The sequence below is a fragment of the Bacillus sp. 5mfcol3.1 genome (assembly GCF_900114335.1).
GTDB lineage: Bacteria > Bacillota > Bacilli > Bacillales > Bacillaceae_G > Bacillus_A > Bacillus_A thuringiensis_S.
On record NZ_FOST01000003.1, the window covers coordinates 195,014 to 212,503 of the forward strand.

Sequence of the window (17,490 nt, forward strand, 5' to 3'; positions counted from 1 at the left end):
CAAGAAATAGTAAAGCCTAAAGAAGAGGCAAAAGTCAAAGAAGAAGTAAAAGTTAAAGAAGAACCGAAAGCGCAAGAAATGGTAAAGCCTAAAGAAGAAGTAAAAGCTAAAGAAGAAGAAAAAGCGCAAGAAATAGCAAAAGCTAAAGAAGAAGAGAAAGCAAGAGAAATAGCAAGAGCTAAAGAAGAAGAGAAAGCAAAAGAAATAGCAAAAGCAAAAGAAATAGCAAAAGCAAAAGAAATAGCAAAAGCTAAAGAAGAAGAGAGAGCAAGAGAAATAGCAAAAGCAAAAGCTAAAGAAGAAGAAAAAGCAAGAGAAATAGCAAAAGCTAAGGAAGAAGAAAAAGCAAGAGAAATAGCAAAGGCTAAAGAAGAAGAGAGAGCGAAAGAAGTATCACAAAACAATATACAGTCTGCTAAACGTGAATTAACGGTAGTAGCGACAGCGTATACTGCTGATCCAAGTGAAAATGGTACATATGGTGGACGCGTTTTAACTGCGATGGGGCATGATTTAACGGCAAATCCGAATATGAGAATTATCGCAGTTGATCCGAAAGTAATCCCATTAGGATCTAAAGTATGGGTAGAAGGTTATGGAGAAGCTATCGCTGGTGATACTGGAAGCGCAATTAAAGGTAATCGTATTGATGTATTAATGGGGTCAAAAAGTAAAGCTATGAATTGGGGAAGAAAAACTGTTAAAGTAAAAATTTTATAGTAACTATAATGATCCAAATAGAAGTCAGTTCTCTTTATTGAGGCTGGCTTTTATTTTTTTAGTGGAAGTATAATAGGATTTTTAAATGACTTATTAATAAACCTGTAATAAAACATAAAAATTGTCTCATGTTTAGAAAAACTATTAAGAATGAGGTAAGGAAGTAGAACAGAAGGTTATTGAGAAGTAGAGAAGAATAGTATGTTGAAAACGAAGGGTTAACGTATAATGAAATATATAAATCGGATCAAATCGTTTACTAAACACTTTCACTCATAATAGTGTAATTAAGTTCAAAGGATAGGTGTATTTCATGAAAGAAGTAAGAGAATATATTGAAACAAAGAAACAAGGTGTATTGGAGTTGCAAATAAAAGAAACGGAAGAAAAGCTAGGTGCTGCTTTCCCAAATCAATATAGGGATCTTATTAAATTAGTTAATAATGCTGAAATAGGGGAATGGATACTATATCCGATTAAAGATAATAGAAATGTAACGAAAACTTGGGATGATATTGTTAGACAAAACATTGACATGAGAGATGAGTCTATACCAGAAAATCTTATCATAATTGGTGACGATGGTTCAGGGGATAAATTGTGCTTTAAAATAAATAATGGAAAAATGGATGATAAAATATATATTTGGTATCACGCGGATGACGAAATGGAAGAAATATCTCCGAGTTTAAAAGAATTTATTATGGAAACTATTCAGGAAGACGATGTTTTTTAGTCTTAATTATTATCATTTTGTGAATCATTCTTATAAAGGCGAGGATAGAATATGACAATAGAATTATATGGCGCACATTGTAATGAGCGGAAAGGGTATAGAGTAATTGAAGGAAGAGGTTCATATAATCATTACTTTGGCGGTCAAGATTGTAATTTGCCAGTATGTAAGTTATGCGGTGAGAAGATGCATCAAATTCTCTGTTTTGATTTAAAAGATGGGAGACTTGCTGAACTTAAAAGTAATGAACTAAATATTTTACCATTCGTTTCATGCTTGAACTGCGCGATGGTGTGGGAACCGCAATATTTTCAGTTAAGTGATGGAGGTAAAACAGTTCAAATCATAAAGCAGCAAAATACAGAAGAATGGATAATGGAAGAGGAAGATAAGTTACCAGTTTCATTACCAAAAACAACGGTAAAGCTTATAAATATGAAAAATGAAGATATACCTACAGATGAAGATAGTTACTGGGAAGCTTTTGACTTGTTCGGTTCTGAATATGTATGTAGATTATTAGGGGCACCATTATATGCGGATCTTCCAGAGCATTTGGCGTGTCCAACTTGTTCTAAAGAGATGAAGTATGTTGCTACAATTACACAAGATATCGAGGAACGTGAACTTATTTCAGTAGTTGATTTCCAGTTTGGGGAAATGAATATATACTATTATTTATGTAAAGATTGTTCAATTATAAAAACGGAAACACAAAGTACATAACAAGACTAACATATTATATTAGTCTTGTTTTTGTATCGCAACATCATTAAGAATCGCATCAAATATATCTTTTTGCGTAAAGTTATCTGTAAAAATAGTTTCTCTGGCAACCTCAATTGTATCGTGCGGATTATACCATTTTTGGAGGGAATCTTCACCAAATTCATATCGTTTGTCCCTTGTGTTATGTCGTCTAATAGTTTCCTCTAATGATAAATCAAAATAATATGTAAATGCATTTTCATCAAAATAACGAATTAATTCTTTTAACATCTCACCATACCTGCGACTGTCCAATATACCTTCTAAAATAACAAATTCACATTTTCCTTTTCCGTACTTTGTAATTTCAAATAGTAAATCATGTGATAAATTACCCATTGTGTCGTGTACTCTAAGCATATCTCTACGCACAACATCCTGTGATACTAAAAGTGTACCTTGTCCGAAATGTTCTTGTAGTTGCTTTGCAATCGTTGTTTTACCACTTGCGGAGTTTCCTCTAAGAATGATTAAAGTGGATGTAAGTATAGGTTTAGACATAATGTATTCCCCCAACGGTATTAATTATATAGAAAATTTTAACAAATAAAGTGAGGAAAGTGTATAATTAATATGATGGATATTTAAGGAGGGGATTAGATGGGGGATATATTAAAAAATGCACAACCTATATGGAAACGGACTTGGTTTCGTTATCTAGGGGCATTTTTTATTGTTCAGTTACTGTTTATTTTGTGTGAAATAACTGCGTGGGCACCAAACTTTAGGCCAGGCGGAGAGTTTTTTAATAGAATATTAAATTCTCAATTTTTCACTGAATGGTTCACACTCTATACAATCCCGCAATTTAACGTATTTACAGCATTTTTTGCGATTACATTACTACCATATGCATTAGTAGGTGCAATGAAAGATGTAACATCAAGAAAAAATATAAAGGAATAATAGAGGTATAATATGCTTTTTCAAAAAGAAGGTTTATTGATTAGATACGTAATGGAAAATGATGCAGCTATCATTTCTAAATGGTTAACGGACCCAGCAGTCCTGCGGTATTACGAAGGGCGAGATAATCCGCAATCTGTAGAAAAGGTGCTTGATCATTTTATGCATAATCCAAACAGTAATGAAAATAGATGTTTAATAGAATTTGATACCGTTCCGATTGGTTACATACAAATGTACCCAGTTGATTCAGAGTGGAAAGCGATATATGGCTATAAAGAATCACAAAATGTATGGGGAATGGATCAATTTATCGGTGAACCAGTCTATTGGGGAAAAGGAATTGGACAAAAACTCGTTCAGGCAGCAATTACATACATTATGGGTGAAATGGGAGCAGAAGCAATCGCAATGGATCCGAAAGTAAATAATGAACGAGCGATAAAGTGTTATGAAAAATGCGGATTTAAAAAAGTAAAGATTTTAAAGGAACATGAGCTGCATGAGGGGGAACTAGAAGATTGTTGGATGATGGAATACAAACAATTATAATGAATATGCAATGGCTTATATAAACGAAGGGAGCTGTGTGAAATGAAAAAAGCATTAATCGTAATTGATGTGCAAGCCGGTATGTATACAGCTGGAATGCCAGTACATAATGGGGAAAAATTTTTACAAACATTGCAAGAGCTTATTGGGGAATGTCGTTCAAATGATATTCCAGTTATTTATGTCCAACATAACGGTCCTAAAGACCATCCGTTAGAAAAAGGTACGGATGGATGGCGAATCCATGCAACAATCGCTCCGCAAGAAGGGGATGATATTGTTGAAAAGACGACGCCAGATTCATTCCATAAGACAAACTTAAGCGAAGTGTTACAAGAGAAAGGAATTGAACACGTTATTCTTTCGGGAATGCAAACAGAGTATTGTGTAGATACGACAACGCGCAGAGCATGTAGTGAAGGATATAAAGTAACGTTAGTTAGTGATGCGCATAGTACATTTGATGCAGAAGTGTTACGTGCTGAAGATATTGTGAAACATCATAACGCAGTATTGGGAGCGTTTGCGGATGTTGTTGCATTAAAAGACTTGAAAGTGGCTGCCTCTAAATAAGAGGCAGTTTTTTTATTAGAAAAATAGCGTCAAATATTGTTGGTAAGTCGATATTTTGAAATAATCGTTTATATAATTTCACGTACCATAATAAAAATATACAAAAAAGGAGCACCACATAATTAAAAAGGGCGCTCCTGCATTAAAATGTTACTTCTTCTTGTCTTTATCCAATATATTTTGTTCTTCAGCAAACTCCGTACCATATGCAAAGCGGCGATTAATACGAATGTTATCATTGTTGTGCCTTGTATGAGAGTTAGAGAAGCGATGAACGATTACTTCAGATAAAGTGAAGACGATGGCAGAAAGGATACTGCCCCATGCAATTTGCATATAGTTGTCTAATAAAATATTACCGAAAATCCATACGCTTAAATATGTTAATAAGAAATCCGACATAATGGCACCAGTATTGCCAATTCGATTTAAAATAATTTTATCAACGAACATGTAGGATACGATTGTAACAAAGAGACTGAATGAAATAATTTGAACAAACGTTGCAGGGAAAAATAAAGCAAGCCCAATGCTAAATGCGATAATGCACGATATAAACTTGATAAGCACTACTGTGAAATCATTCAAAATTTACACCTCCGATTTATACATAGTTTTGCAATAAATTCTGGAGTTCATACATTGTAACGGATTTATTTACATAAAACTTTTTCATGTTCGGAATTTAGTCTAAATATTATAAAAATAACGAAAAAATGTTATAGTAAAATGAGAGTGTATGACATTTTTAGGTAAGGGGGAATCCAGGATGTGGATTACTTCAGAAGTAGAAATTCCAGATGAGTTAATTGATCACATTGAGCAAGGAAAGTTAGTGTTATTTGTTGGAGCGGGAGTTTCTATGAAAGGGAAATCAAACTTACCAAATTTTGATGATTTAGTTGATGAAATTGCAAAAACGTTATATGTCGAAAAGCGTGAAATAACAGAACCACATGATTATTATCTTGGTAAAATTGCGAAAACAAAAGATGTACATCAAGTCGCAAGAGATCTTGTTCATATAGAGAAATCAAAACCGAATCCATTACATTATGCAATTCCAAGGTTATTTCCTTTAGATACAGATATCCGCATTGTAACAACAAATTTTGATCAACATTTTACAACTGCAATTAAAGAAATAAATAGAGATATCAATGTTTATTACGCTCCAGCTTTACCGACTGGGAGAGCTTTTAAAGGTCTTGCTTATATACATGGTAATGTAGAACAGGAGAAAGAGGCTTTAATTTTAACAGACGGTGATTTTGGAAGGGCTTACTTAACGGAAGGGTGGGCGAGAAGATTTTTAGTCGATCTATTCTCAAATTACACCGTTTTATTCGTTGGATATAGTCATAATGACCCAGTAATGAAATATTTAGCAACTGGTTTACCACCAAGTACAAGACGATTTGCTTTCGTCGCACAAGGAGAAAATACGTACCACTGGGAACATTTGGGGATAAGACCGATTGTGTATCCGAATAAAGTGAATAATCATCAATCCCTCGTAAAAGCGGTAAAACGCTGGGCGGAATTAATGGGTGATAATTATATTACGAAAAGAATGCGTATTCGGGATATTGTAACGGTTCCCCCGTCAGTAGAACAGGAACAATTATCATACATAAAGCAATCAATTAAAAAAATTGAAACAGTTCGTTACTTTGTGGAATTTGCTCACGATTATGAATGGGTCGAATGGTTAGAAGCAGAAGGTAAATTACAAAATTTGTTTATGCTTACGCCAAACTATAATGAAGTAGATGAATTACTTGCAGAATGGTTAGTGGAACAATTTCTTTTTAGTCATCAGATAGAATTATTTCAATTAATTTATAAAAACTATTCTAAAATATCACCGTTATTATGGAGAACAATTTGTAACTACTTAAACGAAACGAAGAGTAAGATGGACCCATTGTTGTTTGCCAGGTGGACACTCCTTTTATTAGAAACTGCTGAAAAAGATAGTAGCTCTATAGAAAAGATTTCTAAGTTACTGCAAAAATGTTCTTTTCCTGAGCATAAGGAAATTGCGTTATTGTTACTAACTTTTATTTTAGACGGAAAGCTGAAGTTGAAACGTGTAAGAAAATGGGGAAATGATACGCAAGAAGCAATAGAACTCGAGGAATCGAGTCGCTTACCAGTATCAACATTTTCTCATGTGGAGCAAATTTGGAATGAAAAGATGAGGCCATATATCGCCTATTATGCTGTTCCAATTATGATGATTGGATTAGAAAAATTGAGAATGTTGTCATTAAGACAAACGGCACTGAAAAAAAGAAATACGGAAGATGTAGAAAAAGAGTTTCATCAAAATGATCTTGCATTTTTAATACAAATTGTAAAAGAGTGTCTAACTTATTTATGTGAAAACAATGAGAAAAAAGCGGATTATTATATTACAGAAATGATAGAAGCGAATAGTGTACTTCAAAAGCGAATTGCAATTGATGCGATGAATAAAAATATTTTTGTTCGTGTAGATGACAAAATGAAATGGTTGTTACATGAAGGACTTCTTTTAGATTTCACTTATAAACACGAAGTTTTCCAACTTTTAAAAAGTTATTATGCAAATTGTTTGGAAAAAACAAAAGAAGAAGTCACTCGAACTGTAATAAAGCGTCTTACAGAAGAGAGAGTATTTGATGCATGTCTCGTATTAGACTTATTATTCAAGTGTGATTCAAATAGTCCATCTACGGCAAATGGGTATGAGTTAATGAAGCAAAAGCATCCTCATTTTCATTCTGAACAATACAGTGTACAAAAGAAAGAGGATACAGCGCAAAGCATTACTTGTAATGTAACAGCTGACGGATTATTGCAGCTGAAAGATGTTGAAATTATGAAGCAAGTTCGGCAATTTTCGCAAGATGGTGTTTTTGAACAACGCCATTTTTTAGAGATGTTATCAAAAGCATGTAAATTGAATACGGAGTGGAGTATTTCATTCGCATATCAATTAGTAGGAGTGCAAGAAATAAGTAATGAAGTATGGTTTGTTTGTATTAGAGAATGGCGAAATAACAGAGGATTGACAAATGATCAAATCCAAAAAATTATTCCGTTATTGCAGAAATTTGTTAGAAATACTGCTTTTCATTGGTTAATTAGTAGTTTTCTATATGAAATTAGTAATCGACTAGAAGAGTTAGAAGAGAATAGTATACGTGTTGTAAAACGCTTTGCTTTTTCAGTGTTTCCTCAAGTTATGAAGAGTGATACGGATTTTAAGCTTGGAAAACAAGATTTTTACAATGAATCAATTCAGCATCCTGTTGGAAAAATGACGGCTGTATTATTAAAGTTGTTATCATATGATCATTTATACGATCGTAATGTATATGAATATTTATTTTTATTTGAAGAACAAGTAAGAGTTAATTCAGTACGAACAAACTTTATGTTTGCTCGTTTAATAGCAGATATTACATTTCTATATCATATTGAAAAGCAATGGTGCCGAAAATATTTGTTACCATACTTAGATTTAAAAAAACAAAATGAAATTACGGAATATGCATGGGCTGGTTTATGTTACACGCAAATAAATTTACCTTTATTTACAGAAATGAAGCGTTTTATTAAGTATGCGATAGAACATTTGGAAGTATTACATCCGCATACGAGGGAAGCTTTCTTGAAGTGGCTTAGCTTTGTATTTATTAAATGTGTACTATATTGGGAGCAAAAAACAGATTGGTTATACCCTTTACTCGTATTAGAAAATGAAGAAAATAAAATTAAATTTATGCAGTTTTTATGCTATTACGTCAAAACATTAAGTGTAAAAGAACAACAAAAATTTTGGACAGCTTGGCTCAGTGTATTTTTGCGAGAACGACCAAAAATGGGTGAGATAACAGCGAGAGAATATGTAATGCTTTTACGTATTATTTTATACATGGATGAAATATTAGAAAAAGGATTATGTATTATGTCTCGTGCATTTTCAAGTGTAAATGGTAAATGTACAGGTGAGGAAATGAAGCAGTTATTGATTGAAATGCTTCATAAGAAAGAAAGTATGAAAGCGCATAAAGAAATGTTTGCAAATGTGTTTTTTATTTTACTACAAACATGTCAAGAAGCCGTTTTATTTGAAAAAGAAATCATAAAAATAAAAGAATTATTAGTTCAGTATGGAGTAGAGGAATATGTTTTACATTTACTAGAAAATGAAATAATTCGCATAGGAATTGTAATGGGTGATTTACAAGAAGAATTATAGGACGAAAGTGGAATTTTAAAAAATATATAAAAAGTTGTTGACAGTGTTTTGAAAAGCGTTCTATAATACGAATCATACTTATTCAATTTCAAAAACATTTGAATAAACAAAGTGCAATGAAGAGATCACAGTAGTGGTTAGTCTTACTGTAACAGAGAGCTGGTGGTTGGTGTGAACCAGTACAGGGATAATCATGAATTACAGTCTTGGAGCATCTTTTTCGTAATAAAGATAGTTTGTCTTTATGAGGAAAAAGCGGTCAATTGATCGTTAACAGTGAAGAGAGGTAGACAGAAAGTTAGTCTACAACTAGGGTGGTACCGCGATAAATATCGTCCCTACTGATTTATTCAGTAGGGACTTTTTGTATTTTAGTGGTCCAACTTGAAAATAAAATAGTCATGCATTGAAAGGAAAAGCAGTAGTTGTTGTTTCCCTGTAACAGAGAGCTGGTGGTTGGTGCGAACCAGTACAAAAACAAGAGCGAATTACAGTCCTGGAGCATCTTTTTCGTAGTAAAGATAGTATTGTCTTTATGAAGGGAAAGACGGTCAGATGATCGTTAACAATGAAGAGAGGTAGACGAAAGAAGTCTACAACTAGGGTGGTACCGCGATAAATATCGTCCCTACTGATTGGATCAGTAGGGCTTTTTTGTACAAAAAAGTGGCTTTTTAACTAGTAGTTCATGTCTTTGTACGAATTATTAGTTTAAAATAAGAAGAGGTATCGATTCCACTATAAATTTGTATAATTAACCAGTTCAGAAAATAGAGAATCTTTTATTCTCTTACTATACTTTTAAAACATTAGAGGAGGATTTCCAAATGGCAAATCATGAATTAGATCAATTACGTAAACAGGTAGATGAAATTAACTTACAACTATTACACCTTTTAAACAAACGTGGTGAAATCGTTCAAAAAATTGGAGAACAAAAGCAAGTACAAGGTACGAAACGCTTTGATCCAGTACGTGAGCGTGAAGTACTTGATATGATCGCAGAGCATAACGAAGGACCATTCGAAACATCAACAGTTCAACATATTTTCAAAACGATTTTCAAAGCAAGCTTAGAGTTACAAGAAGATGATAACCGTAAAGCGTTACTAGTATCACGTAAAAAGAAACAAGAAAATACAATCGTTGATGTAAAAGGTGAATTGATTGGAAACGGAACACAAACGTTCATCATGGGACCTTGTGCAGTAGAAAGCTTAGAGCAAGTTCGTCAAGTAGGGCAAGCGATGAAAGACCAAGGCTTAAAATTAATGCGCGGTGGTGCATTCAAACCGAGAACATCTCCATACGATTTCCAAGGTTTAGGAGTAGAAGGACTACAAATTTTACGCCAAGTAGCAGACGAGTTCGACTTAGCAATTATTAGTGAAATTTTAAATCCGAACGATGTTGAAATGGCATTAGACTACGTTGATGTAATTCAAGTTGGCGCACGTAACATGCAAAACTTCGATTTATTACGAGCTGTAGGTAAAGTTAACAAACCAGTATTATTAAAACGTGGATTAGCAGCAACAATTGATGAGTTCATTAATGCAGCGGAATACATCATTGCGCAAGGTAACGATCAAATTATTCTTTGTGAGCGTGGTATCCGCACATACGAAAGAGCAACACGTAACACATTAGACATTTCTGCAGTACCAATTTTAAAGAAAGAAACACATTTACCAGTTATCGTTGATGTAACACATTCAACTGGACGCAGAGATTTATTATTACCAACAGCGAAAGCGGCACTTGCAATTGGCGCAGATGCAGTAATGGCTGAAGTTCATCCAGATCCAGCAGTTGCATTGTCAGATTCTGCACAACAAATGGACATTCCAGAATTCCATAGATTCATGGATGAGTTAAAAGGTTTCAAAAATAAATTATCTTAATTCCATATTATATATGCGTTGAAGAGGAAACAGTAGTGCTTATCTCACTGTTAAAGAGAGCTGATGGCTGGTGTGAATCAGTACAAAGGTAAGCATGAATTACAGCCTTGGAGCATCTTTCTCGACAACTTATGGAGGGGAAGACGGTCAAACGATCGTTAAAGAAGAAGAGAGGTAGACGACAGTTGTCTACAACTAGGGTGGTACCGCGATAAACATCGTCCCTACTGAGCGCTCAGTAGGGACTTTTTTGTACAAAAAAATAGTAAAGGGGCAAGAGAAATGAGATACATTACAGCTGGAGAATCACATGGACCGCAGTTAACAGTTATTTTAGAAGGTGTACCAGCAGGTTTGACACTTACGGCGGAACATATTAATAAAGAATTATTAAGAAGACAAAAAGGTCATGGACGCGGAAGACGCATGCAAATTGAAACAGATACAGTTGAAATTGTAAGTGGTGTTCGTCACGGGATGACACTTGGATCACCGATTACGTTAATCGTAAAAAATGATGATTTCAAACATTGGACGAAAGTAATGGGTGCTGAGCCAATTTCTGAAAAAGAAAGTAAAGACATGAAACGTACAATTACAAAACCACGTCCAGGACATGCGGATTTAAATGGAGCAATTAAATATGGTCATCGTGATATAAGAAACGTATTAGAGCGCTCATCTGCAAGAGAAACGACAGTTCGTGTAGCTGCTGGTGCAGTTGCAAAACAAATTTTAAGCGAATTAGGCGTAAAAATTGCAGGACATGTTCTTGAAATTGGTGGAGTAAAAGCAAAACATATTTCAAACTTACCGATTGAAGAAATTCAAACGATAACTGAAAACTCACCAGTTCGATGTTTAGATAAAGAAGTAGAGCAAGAAATGATGGATGCGATTGACAACGCAAAAAGTAGCGGAGATTCAATCGGTGGTATTGTGGAAGTTATTGCAGAAGGTATGCCAATTGGCGTTGGTAGTTACGTTCATTACGATCGTAAATTAGATGCAAAACTTGCTGGTGCAATTATGAGTATAAATGCATTTAAAGGTGCTGAAATTGGCGTAGGTTTTGAAGCGGCAAGACAACCAGGAAGTAAAGTGCATGATGAAATTCTGTGGGATGAAGAAAAAGGATACACGAGAAAAACGAATAATGCCGGCGGTTTAGAAGGCGGTATGACAACAGGTATGCCAATTGTCGTAAGAGGCGTTATGAAGCCAATTCCTACATTATACAAACCGTTAGCAAGCGTTGATATTGATACGAAGGAAGCATTCCAAGCGAGTATTGAAAGATCTGATAGTTGCGCAGTACCAGCAGCGGGTGTAGTAGCTGAATCTGTTGTAGCATGGGAACTTGCAGATGCACTAGTCGAACAATTCGGAAAAGATCGTATGGAATTATTAAAACAAAACATTATGCAACACAATAACTACGCAAAAGAATTTTAATAAAAAGGTGGGTTTAACGTGCAAGTAAAAGATCAACTATCATCATTACAACCATATAAACCAGGTAAATCACCAGAACAAATGAAAGAAGTGTACGGAGATCATTCGTTTGTGAAATTAGCATCGAATGAAAATCCATTCGGTTGTTCACCGAAAGTTTTAGAAGAGTTGCAAAAATCTTGGTTGGAACATGCTTTATATCCTGACGGAGGTGCTACGACGCTCCGTCAAACAATCGCGGATAAGTTGCATGTGCAAATGGAACAAGTACTTTGTGGTAGTGGTTTAGATGAAATCATTCAAATAATAAGTCGCGCCGTATTACGAGCGGGAGATAACATTGTAACAGCAGGTGCAACATTCCCGCAATACCGTCATCATGCGATTATTGAAGGCTGTGAAGTGAAAGAAATTCCTTTAAATAATGGTGTATACGATTTAGACGAAATTTTGTCAGCGGTAAATAATAATACGAAAATCGTATGGATTTGTAATCCGAACAACCCGACGGGCACATATGTGAATGAGCAAAAATTAACTCAATTTATTGAAGGCATTAGTGAAAATACGTTAATTGTCATTGATGAAGCGTACTATGAATACGTAACAGCAAAAGATTTCCCTGAGACATTACCGCTTTTAGAAAAACATAAAAACATTCTTGTACTTAGAACGTTTTCTAAAGCATACGGATTAGCTTCTTTCCGCGTTGGATATACGATCGGACAGGAAGAGCTAATTGAGAAATTAAATGTCGTACGTTTACCATTTAACGTATCTTCATTAGCGCAAAAAGCAGCGACGATTGCTTTTGGTGATAACGAGTTTATTGAAGAAATAGTTCACGTGAATACAGAAGGATTACAGCAATACGAGAGTTTCTGTAAGGAAAACGAAATACCATTTTATTCGTCACAAACTAATTTCATCTTCTTACCGGTAGAGAATGCTGGAGAGATTTATGAAGCTTGTGCACATGCAGGGTTTATTATTCGTCCATTCCCAAATGGTGTCCGTATTACAGTTGGAACAAGGGAGCAAAATGAAGGAGTGATTTCAGTGTTAAAACAACACTTTGAAAACAAAAAAAGTAAGTCTCGAGATGAGACAAATGCGTAAAAAGGTAGTATTAATTGGAACAGGTTTAATAGGAGGCTCTCTCGCCTTAGCAATTAAGAAAGAGCACGATGTAACGATAACAGGGTACGATATATTTCAAGAGCAAGTAGAGCGTGCAAAAGAATTACACGTAGTAGATGAAATAGCAGTTGATTTACAGCGTGCATGTGAAGAGGCACATTTAATTGTTTTTGCTTCTCCAGTTGAAGAAACGAAGAAGCTATTACACAAACTTGCGTCATTCCGTTTACGAGAAGATGTTATAGTGACTGATGTTGGTAGTACAAAAGGGTCTATTATGAACGAAGCGGAAACTTTATTTTCAAAGGAAGTTTCTTTCATTGGGGGACATCCGATGGCGGGTTCTCATAAAACGGGAGTTGAAAGCGCAAAGGCGCATGTATTTGAAAATGCATTTTACATTTTAACACCGATGAATCATATACCAAATGAACAAGTGGAAGACCTTAAAGTATGGTTAAAAGGAACAGGATCTCATTTTCTTGTTTTAAATACAGAAGAACATGATTATGTAACAGGGATTGTTAGTCATTTCCCGCATCTTATCGCAGCAGGTTTAGTAAAGCAAGTTGAGAAACATGCAGGAGATAATCCGCTCATTCATCAACTCGCTGCTGGAGGTTTCAAAGACATTACACGTATCGCATCTAGTAGTCCTAAAATGTGGAGTGATATTGTAAAGCAAAATCGAGAGCATTTAATGGTATTATTAAAAGAGTGGATCTCTGAAATGGAAGGTTTATATAAGACAGTTTCTACCGGAGATGCAGGCGAGATTCAAAACTATTTTGCAGATGCGAAAGAATACCGTGATTCTTTACCAGTAAGAAAGAGTGGTGCAATTCCTGCCTATCACGACTTATACGTTGATGTATTAGATAAGGTGGGGGCATTGGCTCATATTACGAGTATTTTAGCGCGCGAGGAAATTAGTATTACGAACTTGCAAATATTAGAAGCGCGTGAAGGACTGCTTGGGGTATTACGTATTAGTTTCCAAAGGGAAGAAGATCGTATGAAAGCAAAGCTAGCGCTTGGAGAAGAAGAATACCAAACTTATGAAACAATTTAAATGAGAAGGTGAAAAACGTGAAAGAAAGAACAATACAACCTGTTAATAACGGATTGAATGGCAATATTACAATCCCAGGTGATAAATCCATTTCACACCGTGCTGTTATGTTCGGTTCGATTGCAGAAGGGAAAACAACAATTAAAGGTTTCTTGCCCGGTGCAGACTGTTTAAGTACGATTTCATGTTTTAAAGAAATGGGAGTAGAAATTACGCAAAACGGTGATGAAGTTACTGTAGTTGGTAAAGGATTAGAAGGTTTACAGGAACCGAAAGCTGTATTAGATGTTGGTAATTCTGGTACAACAATTCGATTAATGTCAGGTATATTAGCTAACACACCATTTTTCTCTTGCGTACAAGGTGATGAGTCAATCGCAAAAAGACCGATGAAGCGTGTAACAAACCCATTAAAACAAATGGGTGCAAACATTGACGGCAGAGAAGAAGGAACATTTACACCGCTAACAATACGTGGCGGAGATTTAAAAGCAATTGAATATATTTCTCCTGTTGCAAGTGCACAAGTAAAGTCAGCTATTTTACTTGCAGGTCTTCGTGCAGAAGGTGTAACAGCTGTTACAGAACCACATATTTCACGCGACCATACGGAAAGAATGCTTGAAGCATTTGGTGTTAAAGTAACTCGCGAAGGGAAAACAGTGAAGCTGTCAGGTGGACAAAAATTAACAGCAACAGACATTCAAGTGCCAGGTGACGTATCATCAGCAGCATTTTTCTTAGTAGCAGGTGCAATCATCCCAAATAGTAAACTAGTATTACAAAATGTAGGAATGAATCCAACTCGTACAGGTATTATTGATGTTTTAGAGAAAATGGGTGCTACGTTCACTGTAGATCTAATTAACGAAGGGGCATCAGAACCAGCTGCAAATATTACAATTGAAACATCTTCATTAAAAGGAATTGAAATTGGCGGAGATATTATCCCTAGATTAATCGATGAGATTCCTGTAATCGCATTAGCGGCAACGCAAGCGGAAGGAATTACAGTAATTAAAGATGCACACGAATTAAAAGTAAAAGAAACAAATCGTATTGATACAGTCGTTGCTGAGTTAACGAAACTAGGAGCTCGCATAGAAGCAACTGATGACGGCATGATCATTTACGGAAAATCAGCTCTAAAAGGCAATACAGTAAATAGTTATGGTGATCATCGCATCGGAATGATGCTTGCGATTGCTGGCTGCCTGGCAGAAGGAAAAACAATTATTGAAGATGCAGAAGCAGTAGGTGTATCATATCCTACATTCTTTGATGAACTTCAAAAGTTAGCTAAATAATAAGGATGGAAAGCAGATACGTGATGTATCTGCTTTTTTTGTTAAAACGTCTTTCTAATTTCACTTACCGAACTACAATAGAAAGAATTGTGATACAATTCAAACAGGGAATGGAGGAGAATTATATGAATGTCATACAATTAAAAGAAGATAAGTTCAGAGAAGCATTATGTTTATCAGAATACGCTTTTCAATATAAAGTAGATGAGGAACGATTACAGCAGCAACTTACAAAGATGAAGGAAAGTCATGAAATATACGGCATTATGGAAGGGGAAGACTTAGCAGCAAAACTACATCTTATTCCGTTTCATATTTACATAGGTAAAGAAAAATTTAAAATGGGTGGCGTTGCAGGGGTAGCGACGTATCCTGAGTATAGAAGAAGTGGGTATGTAAAAGAGCTACTTCAATATTCACTTCAAACGATGAAAAAAGATGGCTATACAGTCTCTATGTTACATCCATTTGCGGTTTCATTTTACCGTAAATACGGCTGGGAACTTTGTGCGAATTTAGTCACATGTCATATGACTAAGAGCGATTTAGTGATGAAAAAACAAGTAAATGGCACTGTGAAACGTTTCAATAAAGAAAATCATCCAGAAGAAGTCGAGAAGCTCTATGAAGCATTTGCAGAACGTTTTTCAGGTATGTTAGTTCGAGAGAAGAACTGGTGGTTTCAAGCGGTTTATGATGATTTAACATTAGCGATTTACTATGATGAAAATAAAAAGGCAGCCGGTTACATGTTATACAAAATAGAAAACTATAAAATGACAGTAGAAGAATTTGTACCACTGCATAATGAAGCACGAAATGGTCTGTGGAACTTTATTTGCCAGCATGATTCTATGATTAAAGAACTTGAAATGACAGTAAGTGAAAACGAACCGTTGCTATATTCATTGCAAGAGCCACGCGTGAAGACAGAAATAAAACCATATTTTATGGGAAGAATTGTAGATGTAGAGCAGTTCTTAAAACAATATGAGTTGAGCTGGAACAATGTACAGCAAGAAGTGATTCTACACATTACAGACGCATTTGCTCCGTGGAACAACGTATCAGTGAGGCTTGCGAATCATGAAATAACAATTATGAAAGAGGAAACAATAGATAAAGGAATTAAGCTGGATATTAACGCATTATCTACAATAATGTTTGGCTACAAGCGTCCGTTAGAACTTAATGAACTAGAATTCATTAGCGGAAGCGAAGAGGAAATACAAGCATTTGAGAATATAGTTCCAGTACGTAAAGCTTTTATTTATGATTTCTTTTAAGCTTTAAATAGGAAATGGGGCTGTCCCAAACAAAATTTGGGACGGTTTTCTCTTTGGTTCTCGTTTTTGTCGGTAAGTGGATGTATTCTAAAAACCGCTGATATAAATTGATTCACAAACAAGGGATTAAAATTGCAACTATACGTAGTTACGCACTTGACTTTTAGTCCTTGTAATTTATAATTAAAAACGGAATGAATTTTCATTCCTAAAAATAGAGGTGGAAAAAATGGCTAAAAACAAACAAGAGGATATTTTTGATGCTGCGATGCAACTTTTTGCAGAGCGTGGTTACGATGGTACGACAATTCCAATGATCGCTGAAAAGGCAAAAGTCGGTGCGGGTACTATTTATCGCTATTTTGAAAATAAAGAGGCACTAGTTAACTCATTATTTTCAAAAAGTATGTTAGAGCTTTCTGAAATGATAAAAACAGATTTTCCTGTTGAAGCAAATATTCGTGAACAGTTTAGTCATACGTACAACCGTTTATTTGAATTTGCGAGAAACAATGTGGACGCTTTTTTATTTACAAATTCTCACTGTGACAGTTATTTTCTTGATGAACAAAGTAAGAAAATATTTGACGATTTTATAGGCTTCTTTATGAATATTATTGAAGATGGAATCGCAAAAGGTTTTCTTCGTCCATTGCCTCCAGTTGCTTTAATTATTATTGTATATCAGCCGCTAGAAGCATTAACGAAAGTAATTGCAACAGGGCAATTAGAATACTCGAAAGAGTTAGTAAAAGAATTGGAAGAAAGCTCTTGGAATGCTATTAGAATCATTTGATTCTATAGCTTTATAAGGACAGG

General features: G+C 35.0%; 16 protein-coding genes and 3 other annotated features. Of the genes, 14 read left to right on the top strand and 2 right to left on the bottom strand.

All coding sequences use genetic code 11. From position 1 onward, the window contains the following. The 3 genes from BM089_RS19125 to BM089_RS30690 all read left to right on the top strand — a co-directional run. Nucleotides 1-720 (top strand): 3D domain-containing protein (locus tag BM089_RS19125; RefSeq protein ID WP_175495695.1); only part of this gene is annotated, 720 nt, incomplete at its 5' end. 313 nt (nucleotides 721-1,033) lie between these two features. Next, complete coding sequence (locus tag BM089_RS19130) at nucleotides 1,034-1,456, top strand: SMI1/KNR4 family protein (protein ID WP_000665935.1); 423 nt, start codon at nucleotides 1,034-1,036, stop codon at nucleotides 1,454-1,456. A 51-nt stretch (nucleotides 1,457-1,507) separates the two neighbouring features. Further along, nucleotides 1,508-2,182, top strand: a complete 675-nt coding sequence (locus BM089_RS30690; RefSeq protein ID WP_000151352.1) for a hypothetical protein — start codon at nucleotides 1,508-1,510, stop codon at nucleotides 2,180-2,182. Between the two features lie 18 nt (nucleotides 2,183-2,200). Here the strand turns inward: BM089_RS30690 and BM089_RS19140 are convergent, their stop codons facing one another. Beyond that, on the bottom strand, nucleotides 2,201-2,725 hold the full coding sequence (locus BM089_RS19140; protein WP_074625439.1) for a kinase: 525 nt from the start codon (nucleotides 2,723-2,725) through the stop codon (nucleotides 2,201-2,203). Between the two features lie 99 nt (nucleotides 2,726-2,824). On the opposite strand from BM089_RS19140, the gene BM089_RS19145 reads away from it, so the two are divergent. Genes BM089_RS19145 through BM089_RS19155 form a run of 3 tightly spaced genes read left to right on the top strand, consistent with a single transcriptional unit; the run spans nucleotide 2,825 to nucleotide 4,255 of the window. Beyond that, the gene (locus tag BM089_RS19145; RefSeq protein ID WP_000502339.1) at nucleotides 2,825-3,130 is read left to right on the top strand and encodes a YfzA family protein; all 306 of its coding nucleotides are present in this window, start codon (nucleotides 2,825-2,827) and stop codon (nucleotides 3,128-3,130) included. 12 nt (nucleotides 3,131-3,142) lie between these two features. Then, entirely contained in the window at nucleotides 3,143-3,682 is a 540-nt protein-coding gene (locus BM089_RS19150; protein WP_000898784.1) for a GNAT family N-acetyltransferase, read from the top strand. A 42-nt stretch (nucleotides 3,683-3,724) separates the two neighbouring features. After that, nucleotides 3,725-4,255: a cysteine hydrolase family protein gene (locus BM089_RS19155; RefSeq protein ID WP_016081173.1), complete on the top strand. Its 531-nt coding sequence runs from the start codon at nucleotides 3,725-3,727 to the stop codon at nucleotides 4,253-4,255. Nucleotides 4,256-4,405: 150 nt separating this feature from the next. Here the strand turns inward: BM089_RS19155 and BM089_RS19165 are convergent, their stop codons facing one another. Further along, nucleotides 4,406-4,843, bottom strand: coding sequence for a YndM family protein (locus tag BM089_RS19165; RefSeq protein WP_000997702.1), 438 nt, complete (start codon nucleotides 4,841-4,843; stop codon nucleotides 4,406-4,408). A 181-nt stretch (nucleotides 4,844-5,024) separates the two neighbouring features. On the opposite strand from BM089_RS19165, the gene BM089_RS19170 reads away from it, so the two are divergent. The 8 genes from BM089_RS19170 (at nucleotide 5,025) to BM089_RS19210 (ending at nucleotide 17,467) form a co-directional block, all read left to right on the top strand. Beyond that, the gene (locus BM089_RS19170; RefSeq protein ID WP_139213294.1) at nucleotides 5,025-8,507 is read left to right on the top strand and encodes a DUF4020 domain-containing protein; all 3,483 of its coding nucleotides are present in this window, start codon (nucleotides 5,025-5,027) and stop codon (nucleotides 8,505-8,507) included. Nucleotides 8,508-8,614: 107 nt separating this feature from the next. Further along, nucleotides 8,615-8,850 (top strand) — a binding site (T-box leader). Between the two features lie 54 nt (nucleotides 8,851-8,904). Next, nucleotides 8,905-9,140: a binding site (T-box leader), on the top strand. A 194-nt stretch (nucleotides 9,141-9,334) separates the two neighbouring features. After that, entirely contained in the window at nucleotides 9,335-10,411 is a 1,077-nt protein-coding gene (locus BM089_RS19175) for a bifunctional 3-deoxy-7-phosphoheptulonate synthase/chorismate mutase (RefSeq protein ID WP_001273575.1), read from the top strand. Nucleotides 10,412-10,420: 9 nt separating this feature from the next. Next, nucleotides 10,421-10,640, top strand: a binding site (T-box leader). Between the two features lie 53 nt (nucleotides 10,641-10,693). After that, nucleotides 10,694-11,866 carry a chorismate synthase gene (gene aroC / locus BM089_RS19185; protein WP_001269431.1) on the top strand — a complete coding sequence of 391 codons (1,173 nt, stop codon included), beginning with the start codon at nucleotides 10,694-10,696 and terminating at the stop codon, nucleotides 11,864-11,866. A gap of 18 nt (nucleotides 11,867-11,884) precedes the next feature. Further along, on the top strand, nucleotides 11,885-12,985 hold the full coding sequence (gene hisC, locus BM089_RS19190; RefSeq protein ID WP_090977742.1) for a histidinol-phosphate transaminase: 1,101 nt from the start codon (nucleotides 11,885-11,887) through the stop codon (nucleotides 12,983-12,985). Next, on the top strand, nucleotides 12,978-14,078 hold the full coding sequence (tyrA, locus tag BM089_RS19195) for a prephenate dehydrogenase (protein WP_090977744.1): 1,101 nt from the start codon (nucleotides 12,978-12,980) through the stop codon (nucleotides 14,076-14,078). Before hisC ends, tyrA begins: the two co-directional genes overlap by 8 nt. Before the next feature lie 17 nt (nucleotides 14,079-14,095). Further along, on the top strand, nucleotides 14,096-15,385 hold the full coding sequence (gene aroA, locus BM089_RS19200) for a 3-phosphoshikimate 1-carboxyvinyltransferase (protein WP_000664630.1): 1,290 nt from the start codon (nucleotides 14,096-14,098) through the stop codon (nucleotides 15,383-15,385). A 125-nt stretch (nucleotides 15,386-15,510) separates the two neighbouring features. Further along, nucleotides 15,511-16,671 carry a GNAT family N-acetyltransferase gene (locus BM089_RS19205; RefSeq protein ID WP_001100911.1) on the top strand — a complete coding sequence of 387 codons (1,161 nt, stop codon included), beginning with the start codon at nucleotides 15,511-15,513 and terminating at the stop codon, nucleotides 16,669-16,671. 229 nt (nucleotides 16,672-16,900) lie between these two features. Beyond that, nucleotides 16,901-17,467, top strand: a complete 567-nt coding sequence (locus BM089_RS19210; RefSeq protein WP_001107300.1) for a TetR/AcrR family transcriptional regulator — start codon at nucleotides 16,901-16,903, stop codon at nucleotides 17,465-17,467. Nucleotides 17,468-17,490: the final 23 nt, after the last annotated feature.

Bases quoted from the DNA above. Each gene is read 5' to 3' on its own strand.
- BM089_RS19130 (WP_000665935.1), top strand. From the start codon at position 1,034: ATGAAAGAAGTAAGAGAATATATTGAAACAAAGAAACAAGGTGTATTG.
- BM089_RS30690 (WP_000151352.1), top strand. From the start codon at position 1,508: ATGACAATAGAATTATATGGCGCACATTGTAATGAGCGGAAAGGGTAT.
- BM089_RS19140 (WP_074625439.1), bottom strand. From the start codon at position 2,725: ATGTCTAAACCTATACTTACATCCACTTTAATCATTCTTAGAGGAAAC.
- BM089_RS19145 (WP_000502339.1), top strand. From the start codon at position 2,825: ATGGGGGATATATTAAAAAATGCACAACCTATATGGAAACGGACTTGG.
- BM089_RS19150 (WP_000898784.1), top strand. From the start codon at position 3,143: ATGCTTTTTCAAAAAGAAGGTTTATTGATTAGATACGTAATGGAAAAT.
- BM089_RS19155 (WP_016081173.1), top strand. From the start codon at position 3,725: ATGAAAAAAGCATTAATCGTAATTGATGTGCAAGCCGGTATGTATACA.
- BM089_RS19170 (WP_139213294.1), top strand. From the start codon at position 5,025: ATGTGGATTACTTCAGAAGTAGAAATTCCAGATGAGTTAATTGATCAC.
- BM089_RS19175 (WP_001273575.1), top strand. From the start codon at position 9,335: ATGGCAAATCATGAATTAGATCAATTACGTAAACAGGTAGATGAAATT.
- aroC (WP_001269431.1), top strand. From the start codon at position 10,694: ATGAGATACATTACAGCTGGAGAATCACATGGACCGCAGTTAACAGTT.
- tyrA (WP_090977744.1), top strand. From the start codon at position 12,978: ATGCGTAAAAAGGTAGTATTAATTGGAACAGGTTTAATAGGAGGCTCT.
- BM089_RS19205 (WP_001100911.1), top strand. From the start codon at position 15,511: ATGAATGTCATACAATTAAAAGAAGATAAGTTCAGAGAAGCATTATGT.
- BM089_RS19210 (WP_001107300.1), top strand. From the start codon at position 16,901: ATGGCTAAAAACAAACAAGAGGATATTTTTGATGCTGCGATGCAACTT.